This window comes from Micromonospora humida (assembly GCF_016901255.1).
GTDB lineage: Bacteria > Actinomycetota > Actinomycetes > Mycobacteriales > Micromonosporaceae > Micromonospora > Micromonospora wenchangensis.
Map to the genome: position 1 here is coordinate 313,981 of NZ_JAFEUC010000006.1, position 14,563 is coordinate 328,543.

Here is a 14,563-nt window from a genome sequence, read left to right on the forward strand (position 1 = left end):
CCGTCGGTCGGGGGAAGTTTCCGCCGGTGGCGGGGCATGGACGGCGGTGCCGGTGGAATCCCCCTGACGACCCGACGAGTGGCAGGGAGGCCGGAATGAGCACGATCACGCGTCATCTCAGCGGCGGTCACGAGATGGTCCGGGTGTACACCCGACGGGTGGAGGTGCCGATGCTGGGCGAGGTGGCGGTGCCACCACCGGACAAGATCGCCTATTACGCCGGGCTGGGGGTGCTCGCCGCTCTCCAGGTCATCGAGTGGCCGCTGGCCCTGGTGATCACCGCCGGTCACCTGCTCGCCGACCAGCACCTGTCGGGGCTGGCCAGGGGGCTCGGCGAGGCACTGGAGTCAGCCTGACGAGACCGGGCTCACCCTTGACCTGAACCCGGGTGCAGGTCGCAGGCTGGGCGCATGTCTGACGTACCGCCCGGCGTCACCCGGTGACCGCCACCCTGACGCCGGCCACCCGCCTCTACGACCCGCGCCTGCGGGCGATGACGGTGGGCAGCGTCGCCCTGGTGTCGCTGCTCGCCTTCGAGGCGTTGGCGGTGGGCACCGCGATGCCCACGGTGGCCCGCGCGCTGGACGGGCTCGGGCTGTACGCGCTCGCCTTCGGCGGCTCGTTCGCCGCCGGTGTGCTGGCCATGGTGCTCTCCGGTATCTGGTGCGACGCTCGGGGTCCCCGGGGGCCGATGTGGGCCGGGGTGGGTCTGTTCGTCGCCGGCCTGTTCGTCGCCGGGAGCGCCGACGCGATGGGCACCCTGGTGGTCGGCCGGGCGGTGCAGGGCTTCGGCTCCGGCCTGCTCTCCGTCGCGTTGTACGTGGTGGTCGGGCAGGCGTACCCGGAGGAACTGCGGCGTCGGGTGTTCGCCGCGTTCGCGGCGGCGTGGGTCGTACCGTCGCTGGTCGGGCCGGCGTTGGCCGGGCTGATCGTGGAGTACCTGGGCTGGCGGTGGGTCTTCCTCGCCGTACCGGTGGTGGCGCTGCCGGCGGTGCTGCTGGTCGAGTCGGGCCTGCGGACGCTGCACCGCCCGCCGCCGGCCGGGCCGCCGGCGGGCGCGGCGGCCCGGATCGGGTGGGCGGCCGGGGCGGGGGTGAGCGCCGCACTGCTGCACCACGGGGGGCAGCAGCGCGGCGTGCTCGGGTTGATCCTGGTGGCGGTTGCCCTGGCCGGCCTGGGGGTCTGCGCGCCCCGGCTGCTGCCGGCGGGGTTCCTGCGGGCGGCCCGGGGCCTGCCCACGGTGGTGGGTCTGCGCGGGTTGGCGGCGGCGGCGTTCGTGGGCGCGGAGGTGGTCATCCCGCTGATGCTGTCCCGGGAACGCGGCTTCTCGCCGACCGCCGCCGGGCTGGTGCTGACCGTCGGCGCGCTGTCCTGGTCGGTGGGTTCCTGGGCGCAGAGTCGGCTGCCGCCGCCACGGTCCTCGGCGACCCTGCCCCGGCTCGGGCTGGCCTGCGTGGCGGCGGGCACGGCCACCGTCACCCTCGCCGTCTGGCCGGCGGTGCCGGTGGCGGTCGGGGTGGCCGGTTGGGCGGTGGCCGGGTTGGGGATGGGGTTGACGTTCCCGTCGCTGTCGGTGTTGACGCTGGCCCTGTCGGCCCCCGAGGAGCAGGGCCGCAACAGTTCCTCGCTGCAACTGGCCGACTCGTTGTTCACCGCCACCGTGCTGGCGTTGACCGGCACGGTGCTCGCCGCCGGGACGACGCCCGGCCCGGCCGGGTACGCGGGGACGCTCGCCGTGGCGGTGGCGTGTGCGCTGCTCGGCGCGGTGCTCGCCGGCCGGGTGGTGCCGGGCCGGGAGCGGACCGCCTGATCCGGGCGAATCCCGCCGGGCCGGCCGTGCCGACGGCGAGGATGGTGGGCGATGAACCTCCTGACGTTCCTGCCGATGGCCGTGGTGATGGTGGCCGGTACGCAGCTGGTGGCGGCGGTCTTCCTCGCCTCCGGTGACCGGCCCCGGCGGGCGTCGACGGGTTTCCTGGCCGGCGCGGCGCTCGCGGTGTCCGCCGGTACGACCCTCGCCTGGCTGGTCTTCCGGCTGGTCAGGGGTGCGGCCGGTGGTGGCGGCGGGGGTGGCGGCCGCAAGCCGGTCGAGACGGTCATCGACTGGGTGGTGCTGGCGCTGCTGGTGGTGCTGGCCGTGGTGGTGTTCCTCCGGCGGCACTCGGCCGGCGAACCCGGGTGGATGGGCCGCCTGCAGCATGCCGGCTTCGGGTACGCGTTCCGGCTGGGCCTGCTGCTGTTCGTGGTGATGCCCTCCGACGACCTGACGATGGTGACGGTGGGGGCGACCGCCGCCCGGCACGGGCTGCCGTGGTGGCACCTGGTGCCGTTCGTGCTGCTGACCGTGCTGTTGCTCGCGCTACCGCTGCTGGCGTTGCTGCTGTTCGGTGACCGGGCGGACCGGGTGCTGCCCCGGATGCGCGACTGGGCGGACCGGCACTCGTGGATCATCAGCGAGGCGGTGGTGGGGTTCTTCCTCGTGCTGACCGTCGTCGACCTGCTCAAGTGAGGCCGTGCCGGGTGGCCGGCCCGTCGGCTGGGCGGCCGGGCGGCGGGACGCCGATCAACTGGCCGACACGTACGGGGGAACCGACCGAAGATGAGCCTGCTACGGGTTCGGCCCTGCCTACCGTGACGCCATGCTGGTCTTCGTCGTCACGGTGCTGCTCTACGTCTTCGGCCTGGTCTTCCTCTACGGGGTGATCCGTCTCGCCGTGCGGCACGGCATGGAGGATCTGGAGGCCCGCCGGCCCCAGGTGCTGCGGGGTGCGCAGTCGGCGTCGGCCGACGACCGGGCGTTCCTGCGGGAGAACTCCTTCCTCGGCGGCAGCTGACCTGCCGGACCCGTGGCGGCAGGCCCGGTGGCCTGCGGGCGTGGCCCGACGGGCGGCCGGCGGCCCGGGGTGCGAGGATCGCTGCCGTGATGGGAACGTTGCAGACCGAGCCCGCCCGCACCCGACCCGACCTGCTGGCGGCACCGGTGGCCGCCGCGTTGGCGTCGTGGCCGGCTCAGGCGCCCGTCGACGTCGACGCCGTCCTGGTCGCCCCGATCGACGCCACCCTGGCCGACACGGCGGCGTTCTGCGCGGCGTACGAGGTGGGGCTGGACGTGTCGGCGAACTGCGTGGTGATCGCCGGCAAGCGGGAGGGTGAGATCCGGTACGCCGCCTGCGTGGTGCTCGCCACCACCCGGGCCGACGTCAACGGGGTGGTCCGCCGGACGCTGGACGTGCGCAAGGCGAGCTTCGCCCCGATGGCCGAGGCGGTCGAGTCGACCGGGATGGAGTACGGCGGGATCACCCCGATCGGGCTGCCGGAGTCGTGGCCGATCCTGGTCGACGCCCGGGTGATCGCCACCCCGCACGTGATCATCGGGTCCGGCGTACGGCACAGCAAGATCGCCCTGCCCGGGCCGGCGCTCGGCGCGCTGCCCGGGGCGCGGGTGGTGGAGGGCCTGGCCCGGCCCGCCTAGCCATTCCTGTTCTTCGATGTTGTTGCACGTGAAACATCGCGCCGGTCGATGCCACCCCGGCGCGGGCATCAGGCGGCCGACTCCCGCTGGGCGACCTCGGTCAGGGCGGCGAGCAGCGTCTCGGGCTCCTGCGCCCCGGTGACGCCGTACTTGCCGGCGAGTACGAAGGTCGGCACGCTGGTCACCCCGAGCTGGTGGGCGGTGCTCAGGTCGGCGGCCAGTTCGCGGCGGCCGGCGTTCGACGCCAGGTACTCGCGCGCCCCGGTCTCGTCCAGCCCGACCGAGGTGGCCAGCGCCACCAACGCCTCCGGCGAGCCGACGTCGACCCCGTCGGTGAAGTGCGCCCGGTAGAGGGCCTCGACCAGCTCACCCGCCAGGCCGTGCTCGTCGGCGAACCGGACCAGCCGGTGCGCGTCGAAGGTGTTGGCGCTCACCGCCCGGTCGAAGTTCAACGTCAGCCCCACCCCGGCGGCCACCTGGGTCACCTGGCCGGCCATCGACTCGGCCCGCTCCCGGCCACCGAACTTCGCGGCCAGCGCGTCGAGCAGCGGCCCGGGCGTGGTCACCGGCGACGGGTCGAGCTGGAACGGCCGGTACCTGACGGTCACCTCACCGTCGTACGACGCGAGGGCCTGTTCGAGTCGGCGCTTGCCGATGTAGCACCAGGGGCAGACCACATCGGCGTAGATCTCGATCTCCATGACCGGAGACAACCCCCAGCTCAGCCCACTTGTTCCCGTACCTGTCGCTTGAGTCGGGCCAGGATCGCGGTGCCGCCGCGTACCCGCAGCGGGCTGATCGCCTGGGCCAGGCCCATCCGCTGGTAGAGGTCGTCCGGCACGTCAAGCACCTGCGCGGCGCTCGCCCCGGCCAGCCCCTCGGCGAGGATGCCGGCGAAGGCCCGGGTGGTGGGTGCCTCGGGTGGGCAGTCGAACACGGTGGTCACCGTGCCGTCCGGGGCGACCTCGGCGCGCAGGAAGAACGCCGTCTGGCACTCGGGGACCTGCTCCAGGTCGTCGCGGTCCACCCCGGCCGGCAACGGCGGGACCACGTCGGCGTACTCCAGCAGCATTTCCAGCACCACGTCACGGGGCGCGTCGGCGAACTCCTCGACGATCTCGGCCAGCTTCGTCGGCATCTCGGGCATTCCGCCAGGCTACCGCCGTCCCCTGCCGTCCCCGCCCGACGGTCGGCACCGGCCGGCGCGGCCGTTCCGGCCGGGGGTGGGTCCACCTGCCCCCGGCCACGTCATTCGTCTGCACCGGCCGTCGTTCCCGCCCGCACCGCCGGCCGTCGTTCCCGCCCGTACCCCGGCCGTCGTGCTCGGCTCAGTTGTTCGGGGCGCCCTCACTGATGTCGGCCAGCGCCGAGCTGGGGTCGAGCTGCATCGCCAGGTCACCCAGGGAGACGATGCCGACGAGCTTGCGTTCGTTGTCGCAGACCAGGATGCGCCGGATGTTGCGCTCGCGCATCAACGCCACCGCCTCGCCGGCCGTGGCGTGCTGCTCGATCATCACGACCTCCCGGGTGATGATCGAGCCGATCGAGGTGCTGGTCGGGTCGCTGCACTCGGCCACCGCCCGGACCACGATGTCCCGGTCGGTCAGCAGACCCGCCAGCGTGGAGCCGTCGGTGACCACCACGTCCCCGATGTCGGCCTCCTTCATCACCCTGGCCGCCTCGTCCAGAGTGGTCTCCGCCGACAGATAGACCACCTGCTTGGTCATCACGTCACTGACCCGGTACATGAGAGCCTCCGTACAACACCCGTAGTCGATCCGACTTCGGTACCCCGTGGCGCGTCCGCTACACCCCGTTGCCGCGAACCCGACTCAGCAGTTGGTCGGCCAGGCCGTCCCACGGCACCTCGTCGCGTCCGCCGGTCGCCCGGTCGCGCACCTCGACGTACCCGTCGACGAGTCGGCGGCCGACCACCACGACGCACGGGATGCCGATCAGCTCGGCATCGGTGAACTTCACCCCGGCCGAGACGTTGGCCCGGTCGTCGACGAGCACCCGCAGGCCGGCCGCCGACAGTCGGCCGCCGAGGTCGAGCGCCGCGTCGAGCTGCGCCCCCTTGCCCGCCACCACCAGGTGTACGTCGCACGGCGCGACCGCCGCCGGCCAGATCAGCCCCCGCTCGTCGTGGTGCTGTTCGGCGATCGCCGCGACCGCCCGGGACACCCCGATGCCGTAGCAGCCCATGGTGGGCCGGACCGGTTTGCCCGCCGCGCCCAGCACGTCGAGGGCGAACGCGTCGGTGAACCGGCGGCCGAGCTGGAAGATGTGCCCGATCTCGATCCCGCGCCGGATCGTCAGCTCACCGCCGCTGCCGTCCCTCCCGGCGGCGGTGCGGCCGGGAGTTCCGCTGGCGGTGGCGGCGCAGGCCGGGCAGGGGTCACCGGGGCGGACCTCGGCCGCCTCGATGGTGCCGTCGGGGACGAAGTCCCGCCCGCACACCACGTCGGTGGCGTGCCGCCCCGGCTCGTTGGCCCCGGTCAGCCAGGCGGTGCCGTTGACCACCCGGGGATCGACCAGGTAACGCAGCCCGAGCTTGGCCAGCACCTGCGGCCCGAGATAGCCCCGGACCAGCCCGGGGTGGGCGGCCCAGTCGTCGAAGACCGCCACGTCGGCCGGGTGCAGGGCCGCCGCGACCCGCCGGAGGTCCACCTCCCGGTCGCCGGGCAGGCCGATCACCAGCACCTCGGGGGTGTCCGCGCCGGGCCGGCGTACGGTCAGCACCACGTTCTTCAGGGTGTCGGCGGCGGCCCAGTCGTGCCGCCCGGCGAGCCTCCGGTCGTTGGCGAGGGCCACCAGCGCGGCGATGGTCGGCGTCTGCGGGGTGTCGTGCACCTCGATGGGGCGGTGCGAGTCAGGATCGCCGCCGGCCGGGGCGGGGGTCGTCACCGCCTCGGTGTTCGCCGCGTAGTCGCAGGCCGTGCAGCCGACGTAGGTGTCCTCACCGACCGGGGTGCCGGCCAGGAACTCCTCCGAGGCCGAGCCGCCCATCGCCCCGGAGACCGCCCGCACGACCGTGTACGCCAGCCCCAACCGGTCGAAGACCCGCCGGTACGCCGCCCGGTGCCGGGCGTACGACGCGCGCAGACCGTCGTCGTCCAGGTCGAACGAGTAGGCGTCCTTCATCAGGAACTCCCGCCCGCGCAGCAGCCCGGCCCGGGGGCGGGCCTCGTCGCGGAACTTCGTCTGGATCTGGAAGATCGTCAACGGGAAGTCCCGGTACGACGAGACCAGGTCCTTGACCAGCAGCGTCGCCAGTTCCTCGTGGGTGGGGGCGAGCAGGTGCTCGGCTCCGCGCCGGTCGGCGAGGGTGAAGATGTCGTCGCCGTACTCCGTCCACCGGCCGCTGGTCCGGTACGGCTCCGCCGGCAGCAGCGCCGGGAAGTGCACCTCCTGGTCGCCGATCGCGGCCAGTTCCGACCGGACGATCTCGGTGACCCGGTCCAGCACCAGTTTGCCCAGCGGCAGCCAGGCGTACCCGCCCGGGGCGACGCGGCGGATGTAACCGGCGCGCAGCAGGAGCCGGTGGCTCGGCACCTCCGCGTCCGCCGGGTCCTCGCGCAGGGTCCGCAGCAGGGTGGTCGACGTACGAAGCAACATCGACGCAGCGTAAGGCCGCACCCCCCACCCCAGCGATCCCTTTCACCCCTTCCGCCCTCCACCCCGCGCGCCTCCGCTATTTCGCGGTGATCAAGAGGTTTGCGTCAGGATTCCGGGGGCGGGGTGACGCAAACCTCTTGATCACCGGGGCGAGGGGGCGGGGCGGAGGTGGGGCTGGGGCGCGGGGTGGGTGGGGTGGGTAATTCGATGGACATGGTTTTCCGGGGCGGTGAGCATCGGGGCATGCGGCAGGACGAGATCTGGGACGCCGAGGCTGCTCGGCACTACGACACGCCGGGCGAGGGCATGTTCGCGGCCGAGGTGCTGGGGCCGACGGTGGACCGGCTGGCCGCGCTCGCTGGTGACGGGCCGGCACTGGAGTTCGCCATCGGGACCGGTCGGGTCGCCGTCCCGCTGGCCGCCCGGGGGGTCCCGGTCACCGGCATCGAGCTGTCCGCCCCGATGATCGCGCAGCTCCGCACCAAGGTGGACGCGGACACGATCCCGGTGGTCGCCGGTGACATGGCGACCGCCGTCGCCCCGGGTGAGTTCTCCCTCGTCTATCTGATCTACAACACGATCGCCAACCTGCTCACCCAGGCCGAGCAGGTGGCCTGCTTCCGCAACGCCGCCCGGCACCTCGCCCCCGGTGGCCGGTTCGTCGTTGAACTGTGGGTGCCCGAGCTGCGCAAACTGCCGCCCGGTCAGCAGGCGGTGGTGTGGCACTCCGAACCCGGCTACGTCGGCCTGGACACCTACGACGTGCTGAACCAGCAGGTGGTGTCCCACCATTTCCGGTTCGGCGACGGTCGGCAGGCGGAACTGTTCCGCACCCCGCACCGCTACGTCTGGCCCGCCGAGCTGGACCTGATGGGGCAGCTCGGCGGGTTCGCCCTGGAGAGCCGGCACGCGGACTGGACCGGCGGCGAGTTCACCGCCGAATCCCGCTCCCACGTCTCCGTCTACCGTCTGCCCTAGCCCTAGCCCTAGCCCTAGCCTGCGTCTGCATCTGGTCTGCACCCCGTCGGGTCTGCCGATCACCGGGGCGCTGGCTACGCCGAAGGTCGACGAGCGGCAGGTTCTGACCGCGGTCCTGGATCACGATCCGGGCCTGGTCGCTGACCGTCCGGGCCTGAGGGGTGGCTGCCCGGGTCGCGCAACGCCGGCCTTCAGCGGTGGGCACCGCGTCTCGACGTCATCGCGCCCGCACTGGCCGTCGCCGCGCCCGGACTGGCCGTCGCCGCGTTGCCCGCAGGGGCAGCCCGGACTGCCCGCAGGGCCGGCCGGTGACCGGGGAGCGGGCCGGTAGATCCGGTGCACGCTGGTGCGGACCCGCCCACTGACCGGGAGACAGGCGTGCATCCGCATCAGGACGTCCAGCCGGCGCCATGGCAACACACGTTCGCCACGACCTTCGCCTGGATCGCCGAGCACGAGCCGGCGTTCTTCCAGCGCCTCACCTGGGCCGAGACCCAGCAGAACCCCGCCTGCCTGGCGATGTTCCACGCCTGGGCCGACGAGCAGGCCGCCCACACCGGCGTCGACCAGCTGCGCCGTAGCCTGGCCACGATCACGTTGCTCCAGCAGCACGCCAGTGGGCAGTTGGACCGGGACCACCTCGTCGTCGCGCTGGTGGACACCGTCCGGCCGCCGTGGGTCGACCACCCCCTGGCGGTGGCGTTCGGGGAGGTCGATCCGACGCTCGTCGCGGAGTTCGCACAGATCGACGACATGTACGCGCTGGTCGCCCGGTTGGCGCAGGTGTTCGAGGTGGACACCGGGGCCACGTTCGCCTTCTGGTCGGTAGCCGCCGAGGCCCTCGCCGGCGAGGTCGCCGGGGCGTACCTGCCGTACTTCGCCGCGGCCTGCGACGAGCACCTGCGGCAGTGGTATCTGACCGCCACCGTCGCGCAACCGGACCTGCCCGGTCAGCCCGGGGACCCGGCACCTGACGGCGGCGACCAGCCGGCGCCCCGGTGGCTGGACTACCTGGACCCCGACCAGTTCCCGCAGGTGCTGGCGGACTGCCCGGACCTCGCCGCCGACATGGCCGAGTACAACACGCAGGCGTACGCGTTCAGCCTGGCCGGGCCGTACCAGGAGGAGTACCGGTCGTCGGTGCACGATGCCATCGCCCGCGTCATGGCCTGGTACGCCCACCGTCAACCGGTGATCCTGGGTCGCCTCCAGGCGTTCGGCGGGCAGCAGGGGCAATCCGACGATCCGGCGACCGCCCACCTGCAGGCCCTCGCCCCGCAGTGGGAGCAGCTCCGCCAGGCATGCGGGCTCCTCACCGCCGCCCTCGAACCCGGCTTCACCGGATATCCGCCGGCCCAGCCGTTGCCGGTTCGGGAACAGATCGCGGCGGCGGCGCGGGCCCGGCTGTCGGCCAGGGAAAGCCAACAGGCCAGTGCGCAACCGCCGCAACCTGTCGAGGTGCCGCGAGCTGTCGAGGTGCCGCGACCAGCGTCCCGCCGGCCCGAGCGGGCCGAGCAGCGCGGACCGTCGACTCCGGGCGGCATCACCGACGAGCAGTGGCGGCAGGTCGCGGCGATCCTGCCGGGCAGCGACGCGCATGGGGGCCGGCGGTACGACCGCCGGCTGATCGTGGAAGCGATCTACCACCGCAGACGCACCGGCTGCACCTGGCCGGACATGCCGGCGCACTATCCACCCGGCTCGATCGTCGCCAACTACCAGTCGGCCTGGGAACGCGACGGCACCATGCGCCTGATCGAGGCGATCCTGGGTCAGTAGCCGCCGGGTCGGGCCGGGGCCGGCGGGCCGGGTCGGGTCGGGTCAGTGGGTGCCGACACCCTTGCCGGTGGCGGCGACGAAGGAGCGCCAGGCCCGGCGCTCGAAGGTGAGGACGGGCCCGGTCGGGTCCTTGCTGTCGCGCACCCCGACGACGCCCGGCCGGCCGCCGGCGACCTCGACGGCCCCCTACCGCCGGGGACCGGCCACCCCGCCCCGCCGGGCTGAGCTGGCCGGGGTGGGGCGGGCGGCGGCATGGGGGCCGATATAGCGGTGTCCGGAGGTACGGGATGCCGCTATATCAACCCAAAAGAGCCGACCCCAGGCGAGTCGATCAAGGGCGCGGAGTGCTGGTCGATGACCTGCGCCACGTTGGGGCGGTGGGCGGCGACAGGCGAGGGCCGGCCGGTGACACACTGGTCGCCGCGGTCGACGAGGGCATGAGGGGGCGGCGTGCGCTGGCGGAGCTTCGTGGCGGTCGGGGACAGCTTCACCGAGGGCATGGACGACGCCTACCCGGACGGCACCTACCGGGGCTGGGCGGACCTGGTGGCTACCCGGCTGGCTGCCGAGGCCGGGCCGGACTTCGGCTACGCGAACCTGGCCATCCGGGGCCGGCTCTTTCCGAGTGTCGTCGCCGAGCAGGTGCCCGCCGCGCTCGCCATGAAGCCCGACCTGGTCAGCTTCGCGGCCGGCGGCAACGACGTGCTGCGCCGTACCTTCGACCCGGACGCGCTGGCGACCCGGTTCGACGCCGTGGTGGCCCGGCTGCGCGCCAACGGTTCCGACGTGATCCTCTTCCGGTTCGCCGACGTGCTGGCCCGGCTACCCGGCCAGCGTCTCGTCTCACCTCGGATCGCGCTGATCAACCGGCTCATCGGCGAGATCTCCGAGCGGCACGGCGCGATCCTGATCGACCTGTTCGCCGACGACACGTTCCGGCTCAACCCGATGCTCTGGAGCCCCGACCGGCTGCACCTGTCAGCCGCCGGGCACCGGCGGGTCGCCGCCCAGGTGCTGACGACGCTCGGGGTGGGCTGCGACGAGGAGTGGCTGATGGTGCCGGAGCGCCCGGCCGCCACCCCGTGGCTCGCCGCCCGCGCCGCCGACCTGAGCTGGGTCGGCCGGCACCTGGCCCCGTGGATCACCCGTCGACTCACCGGCCGGTCCTCCGGCGACACGGTCACCGCGAAGCGTCCGATCCTCGGCCCGGTCACCGACTGACGTGCGCACCCTGCACACCGCCCCCCTGCTGCGCCTCACCCGGGACGACGGGCCGCCGCCGGACCAGCCGGCCCCGGGCGACGGAGGGTCGCTGTCGGGCTGGGCGGTGCTGGTCGACGGGGACCGGATCGAGGCGGTCGGACCGGTCGGGGAGCTGACGCAGGCGTACCCGATGGTGCGGGTGCGGCGGTGGCCCGGCACCCTCGGGCCGGCGCTGGTGCACGACGGGCCGCTGCCCCCGGCGGCCAGTCCGCGTGAACGGGTGCACGCGTTGCTGCGGGTGGGGGTCGGTGCGGTGCTCGCCGGGCACCTGACCGACCCGGCGCTACGGGCGGCGGTGGCCCGTAACGACGTGGCCGTCCTCGACGTGGCACGACCCCTGGCCCTCACCGTCGGTAACCGCGCCGACCTGGCCGTCTTCGCCGACGACGGCCGCTGCCTCGCCACCGTCGTCGCCGGCCGCCTGGTACACCGCCGCGCCTGACCGACCGACGTTCCGGGCCCAACGGACGGTCGACGCCCCGGATTCCGGCGTAACTTGGGGCTCATGTCTGTGCCGAGTGATCCGCATCCCCGCCTCCAGTCGTACGCCGACCCGCAGCGGCTGGTCACCACCGAATGGTTGGCCGAACACCTCGGCGACGAGGGTCTCGTCGTGGTCGAATCCGACGAGGACGTGCTGCTCTACGACACCGGTCATATCCCCGGGGCCGTCAAGGTCGACTGGCACACCGAGCTGAACGACCAGGTGACCCGGGACTACCTGGACGCGGAGAGCTTCGCCGAGCTGTGCGCGGCCAAGGGCATCGGCCGCGACGACACGGTGGTCTTCTACGGCGACAACTTCAACTGGTGGGCCGCGTACGCGCTGTGGGTGTTCACCCTGTTCGGCCACTCCGACGTACGGCTGCTCGACGGCGGCCGGCAGAAGTGGATCGCCGAGGGGCGCGAGCTGACCCGGGAGAAGACGGTCCGGCCGCGCGCTGACTATCCGGTGCCGCAGCGCAACGACGCACCGGTCCGGGCGTACCGGGAGCAGGTGATGGCGCACGTGGCGGCGGGTCGGCCGCTGGTCGACGTCCGTTCGCCGGGTGAGTACACCGGCGAGATGCTGCACATGCCCGACTATCCGCAGGAGGGCGCGCTGCGCGGGGGGCACATCCCGGGCGCGGTGAGCAAGCCGTGGAAGTCCGCCGCGAACGACGACGGCACTTTCAAGTCGGCCGACGAGCTGCGGGCGATCTACACCGACCAGCTCGGGTTGAGCCCGGCCGACGACGTGGTGGCCTACTGCCGGATCGGTGAACGGTCCAGCCACACCTGGTTCGTGCTCCACCACCTGCTGGGCTTCCCGCAGGTACGCAACTACGACGGTTCGTGGACCGAGTGGGGCAACCTGGTCCGGGCCCCCGTGGTGCGGGGTGACCAGCCCGGCGGTCTGGCCGGCTGACCAGCCCTCCGCCGGGCTTCGGGCCGCGCCCGGCTGGGTCGCGCTTGGGCGGATGTTGCGGTATCCCAGCCCCGGGACACCGCAACATCCGCCCAATTGCGTCGCGGCGACCCGGCGGTCGCCGGGACGGTGGTCAGGCAGGGGCGCGGAGGTAGCGGTGGACGGTGGGGGCCAGCCAGGTGATCAGGTCGGCCGGCGGGGTGTCGACCACCGGGGGTAGGCGTAGCACGTACCGGGTCAGCGCCAGGCCGAGCATCTGGCTGGCGACCAGCCCGGCCCGCCGGGGCGCCTGCGCCGGATCGGGTACGACGGCGGCCACCGCCGCGCCGAGCTGGTCGGTGAAGACCGCCCGCATCCGGTCGGCCGCACCCTGGTTGGTGGCGGCGGTACGCAGCAGTGCGACCAGCGTCCCGTCGCCCTCCCAGCGGTCGAGGAAGTGCCGGACCAGCACCTCACCGAGCTGGTCGGTGGGCTGGTCGGTGAGGTCCGGCAGCCGCAGGTCGAACTCGGCGGCCGCCGCGAACAAGCCTTCCTTGCTGCCGTAGTAGCGCATCACCATGGACGGGTCGATCCTGGCGTCGGCGGCGATGGCCCGGATGGTGGCGCGCTCGTATCCGTCGGCGGCGAACCGCTGCCGGGCTGCGGTCAGGATCGCGGCCCGGGTGGCGTCCGATCGGCGGGCGGTCATGTCCCCGACTCTATGCCAACAGGCGTTGACCTCTGGTGTCCACCCGGCCTACCGTTGCCAACAAGTGTTGGCAAACGTGTGTTGGCAACGGAGGTGGGAGATGCTGCCCGCGCAGACCGACGTCCTGGTGGTGGGAGCCGGCCCGACCGGACTGACCGTCGCGGCCACCCTCGCCGGGCAGGGCGTCGAGGTGACCGTGGTCGACCGGGCGTCCGCGCCGCCGGTCACCTCCCGGGCCGCCGTCGTGCACGCGTACACGCTTGAGGTGCTGGACCGGATCGGCGTCACCGCGCCGCTGGTGGCCCGGGGACTGCGGGCGTCGCGCTTCACCGTGCGGGACCGCGACCGGGTGCTGCTCACCCTCGGCTTCGGGGACCTGCCGTCGACGTACCCGTACGCGCTGCTGGTCTCCCAGGCGGTGACCGAGGCGGTGCTCACCGAACGGCTGGCCGCCCTCGGCGGGCAGGTGCACCGGCCGTACCAGCTCACCGGCCTGGACCACGACGGCGACGGGACGGTCGCCGGCTTCGCCGACGGGACGGGCGTGCGGGCCCGCTGGGTGGTCGGCGCGGACGGCATGCACAGCACCGTCCGTGACCTGGCCGGCATCGGCTTCGGTGGGCCGGCCGACGTGGGCGAGTCGTTTCTGCTCGCCGACGTCCGGGTGAGCAGCGTGCTCCCCCGCGACGAGGTCGCGCTCTTCCTCGCCCGACCGGGTCCGCTCGTGTGGGCACCCCTGCCGGACGGCGTGGTCCGGCTGGTCGCCGCCGTCGCCGACGCGCCCCGCGATCCGGACGCCGCCCGGCTCCAGGCGCTGCTCGACGAGCGTGGCCCGACCCGGCGGCCGGACCGGGTGACCGACGTGCTCTGGAGTTCCCGGTTCCGCGTCCACCACCGGATCGCCGACCGCTACCGGCGTGGCCGGGTACTGCTCGCCGGGGACGCCGCGCACGTGCACAGCCCGGCCGGTGGACAGGGGATGAACCTCGGCATCTGTGACGCGGTGGCCCTCGGCACCGCCCTCGGCGACGTCCTCGCCGGCCACCCCGACACCCTGCTGGACGACTACGCCGCCAGCCGTCGGCCGCTCGCCGAAGAGGTCGTCGGCTTCGCCGCGAGGCTGACCCGGCTGGCCACCCTGCCGCCCGCCGGCCGGCCGCTGCGGGACCTGGCGTTGCGCGCGGTGTCGGGGATGCCGCCGGTACGCCGCCGGATCGCGCTGCGGCTCGCCGGCCTCCAGCAGCGCGCGACGACCCTCCACCGGGGGGACGAGCGGCAAGCCGGTCGGCGGTAGTTCGGCGGTAGGCCCGACACGCGGTCGTCGGGCGGGGGAACCTGCTGGGGGAGCCCCGGTTAT

16 protein-coding genes and 2 pseudogenes are annotated in these 14,563 nt (G+C 73.5%); 12 read left to right on the top strand and 6 right to left on the bottom strand.

The features are described 5' to 3' along the window. Positions 1-95: 95 nt before the first annotated feature. From JQX11_RS14830 to JQX11_RS14850, 5 genes are all read left to right on the top strand, one after another. A complete protein-coding gene (locus tag JQX11_RS14830; protein WP_204925536.1) occupies positions 96-356 on the top strand; it encodes a hypothetical protein in 261 nt (86 codons plus the stop codon). An 83-nt stretch (positions 357-439) separates the two neighbouring features. Continuing rightward, positions 440-1,810: an MFS transporter gene (locus tag JQX11_RS14835; protein WP_307826192.1), complete on the top strand. Its 1,371-nt coding sequence runs from the start codon at positions 440-442 to the stop codon at positions 1,808-1,810. Between the two features lie 51 nt (positions 1,811-1,861). Next, the gene (locus tag JQX11_RS14840; protein WP_204925537.1) at positions 1,862-2,509 is read left to right on the top strand and encodes a GAP family protein; all 648 of its coding nucleotides are present in this window, start codon (positions 1,862-1,864) and stop codon (positions 2,507-2,509) included. A gap of 130 nt (positions 2,510-2,639) precedes the next feature. Next, a complete protein-coding gene (locus tag JQX11_RS14845) occupies positions 2,640-2,834 on the top strand; it encodes a hypothetical protein (protein ID WP_204925538.1) in 195 nt (64 codons plus the stop codon). Positions 2,835-2,923: 89 nt separating this feature from the next. After that, positions 2,924-3,472, top strand: a complete 549-nt coding sequence (locus JQX11_RS14850; RefSeq protein ID WP_204925539.1) for a YbaK/EbsC family protein — start codon at positions 2,924-2,926, stop codon at positions 3,470-3,472. Positions 3,473-3,540: 68 nt separating this feature from the next. Here the strand turns inward: JQX11_RS14850 and JQX11_RS14855 are convergent, their stop codons facing one another. The 4 genes from JQX11_RS14855 to JQX11_RS14870 form a co-directional block, all read right to left on the bottom strand. Then, positions 3,541-4,173, bottom strand: a complete 633-nt coding sequence (locus JQX11_RS14855; RefSeq protein ID WP_204925540.1) for a DsbA family oxidoreductase — start codon at positions 4,171-4,173, stop codon at positions 3,541-3,543. Between the two features lie 20 nt (positions 4,174-4,193). After that, on the bottom strand, positions 4,194-4,619 hold the full coding sequence (locus JQX11_RS14860) for a SufE family protein (protein WP_145917200.1): 426 nt from the start codon (positions 4,617-4,619) through the stop codon (positions 4,194-4,196). Positions 4,620-4,800: 181 nt separating this feature from the next. After that, on the bottom strand, positions 4,801-5,220 hold the full coding sequence (locus JQX11_RS14865; protein WP_204925541.1) for a CBS domain-containing protein: 420 nt from the start codon (positions 5,218-5,220) through the stop codon (positions 4,801-4,803). Positions 5,221-5,278: 58 nt separating this feature from the next. Beyond that, entirely contained in the window at positions 5,279-7,090 is a 1,812-nt protein-coding gene (locus JQX11_RS14870; RefSeq protein ID WP_204925542.1) for a proline--tRNA ligase, read from the bottom strand. A 243-nt stretch (positions 7,091-7,333) separates the two neighbouring features. Here JQX11_RS14870 and JQX11_RS14875 point away from each other — a divergent pair, with 243 nt between their 5' ends. From JQX11_RS14875 to JQX11_RS33430, 3 genes and pseudogenes are all read left to right on the top strand, one after another. Further along, positions 7,334-8,068, top strand: coding sequence for a class I SAM-dependent DNA methyltransferase (locus JQX11_RS14875; RefSeq protein WP_204925543.1), 735 nt, complete (start codon positions 7,334-7,336; stop codon positions 8,066-8,068). Between the two features lie 19 nt (positions 8,069-8,087). After that, positions 8,088-8,225: pseudogene (locus JQX11_RS33690) on the top strand (IS982 family transposase); the annotation flags it as partial. Positions 8,226-8,446: 221 nt separating this feature from the next. After that, on the top strand, positions 8,447-9,847 hold the full coding sequence (locus JQX11_RS33430) for a transposase (RefSeq protein ID WP_204925544.1): 1,401 nt from the start codon (positions 8,447-8,449) through the stop codon (positions 9,845-9,847). A 42-nt stretch (positions 9,848-9,889) separates the two neighbouring features. Here the strand turns inward: JQX11_RS33430 and JQX11_RS14885 are convergent. Then, positions 9,890-10,027 (bottom strand): annotated as a pseudogene (locus JQX11_RS14885) (DUF397 domain-containing protein); the annotation flags it as partial. A 270-nt stretch (positions 10,028-10,297) separates the two neighbouring features. On the opposite strand from JQX11_RS14885, the gene JQX11_RS14890 reads away from it, so the two are divergent. The 3 genes from JQX11_RS14890 to JQX11_RS14900 all read left to right on the top strand — a co-directional run bounded on the left by JQX11_RS14890 (position 10,298) and on the right by JQX11_RS14900 (position 12,518). Then, the gene (locus JQX11_RS14890; protein ID WP_204925546.1) at positions 10,298-11,068 is read left to right on the top strand and encodes an SGNH/GDSL hydrolase family protein; all 771 of its coding nucleotides are present in this window, start codon (positions 10,298-10,300) and stop codon (positions 11,066-11,068) included. A gap of 1 nt (position 11,069) precedes the next feature. Further along, positions 11,070-11,552 carry an imidazolonepropionase-like domain-containing protein gene (locus tag JQX11_RS14895; RefSeq protein WP_204925547.1) on the top strand — a complete coding sequence of 161 codons (483 nt, stop codon included), beginning with the start codon at positions 11,070-11,072 and terminating at the stop codon, positions 11,550-11,552. Positions 11,553-11,615: 63 nt separating this feature from the next. Next, positions 11,616-12,518, top strand: a complete 903-nt coding sequence (locus JQX11_RS14900) for a sulfurtransferase (protein ID WP_204925548.1) — start codon at positions 11,616-11,618, stop codon at positions 12,516-12,518. A 133-nt stretch (positions 12,519-12,651) separates the two neighbouring features. Here JQX11_RS14900 and JQX11_RS14905 read toward each other — a convergent pair whose 3' ends face one another. Then, positions 12,652-13,206, bottom strand: coding sequence for a TetR/AcrR family transcriptional regulator (locus JQX11_RS14905; RefSeq protein WP_204925549.1), 555 nt, complete (start codon positions 13,204-13,206; stop codon positions 12,652-12,654). Between the two features lie 100 nt (positions 13,207-13,306). Between JQX11_RS14905 and JQX11_RS14910 the strand changes: the two genes are divergently transcribed. Beyond that, a complete protein-coding gene (locus JQX11_RS14910) occupies positions 13,307-14,500 on the top strand; it encodes an FAD-dependent oxidoreductase (RefSeq protein WP_204925550.1) in 1,194 nt (397 codons plus the stop codon). Positions 14,501-14,563: the final 63 nt, after the last annotated feature.

Excerpts from the sequence above, each read along its gene's own strand:
- JQX11_RS14850 (WP_204925539.1), top strand. The coding sequence starts at position 2,924 with ATGGGAACGTTGCAGACCGAGCCCGCCCGCACCCGACCCGACCTGCTG.
- JQX11_RS14900 (WP_204925548.1), top strand. The coding sequence starts at position 11,616 with ATGTCTGTGCCGAGTGATCCGCATCCCCGCCTCCAGTCGTACGCCGAC.
- JQX11_RS14865 (WP_204925541.1), bottom strand. The coding sequence starts at position 5,220 with ATGTACCGGGTCAGTGACGTGATGACCAAGCAGGTGGTCTATCTGTCG.
- JQX11_RS14845 (WP_204925538.1), top strand. The coding sequence starts at position 2,640 with ATGCTGGTCTTCGTCGTCACGGTGCTGCTCTACGTCTTCGGCCTGGTC.
- JQX11_RS14870 (WP_204925542.1), bottom strand. The coding sequence starts at position 7,090 with ATGTTGCTTCGTACGTCGACCACCCTGCTGCGGACCCTGCGCGAGGAC.
- JQX11_RS14905 (WP_204925549.1), bottom strand. The coding sequence starts at position 13,206 with ATGACCGCCCGCCGATCGGACGCCACCCGGGCCGCGATCCTGACCGCA.
- JQX11_RS14860 (WP_145917200.1), bottom strand. The coding sequence starts at position 4,619 with ATGCCCGAGATGCCGACGAAGCTGGCCGAGATCGTCGAGGAGTTCGCC.
- JQX11_RS14855 (WP_204925540.1), bottom strand. The coding sequence starts at position 4,173 with ATGGAGATCGAGATCTACGCCGATGTGGTCTGCCCCTGGTGCTACATC.
- JQX11_RS14910 (WP_204925550.1), top strand. The coding sequence starts at position 13,307 with ATGCTGCCCGCGCAGACCGACGTCCTGGTGGTGGGAGCCGGCCCGACC.
- JQX11_RS14840 (WP_204925537.1), top strand. The coding sequence starts at position 1,862 with ATGAACCTCCTGACGTTCCTGCCGATGGCCGTGGTGATGGTGGCCGGT.
- JQX11_RS14875 (WP_204925543.1), top strand. The coding sequence starts at position 7,334 with ATGCGGCAGGACGAGATCTGGGACGCCGAGGCTGCTCGGCACTACGAC.
- JQX11_RS14830 (WP_204925536.1), top strand. The coding sequence starts at position 96 with ATGAGCACGATCACGCGTCATCTCAGCGGCGGTCACGAGATGGTCCGG.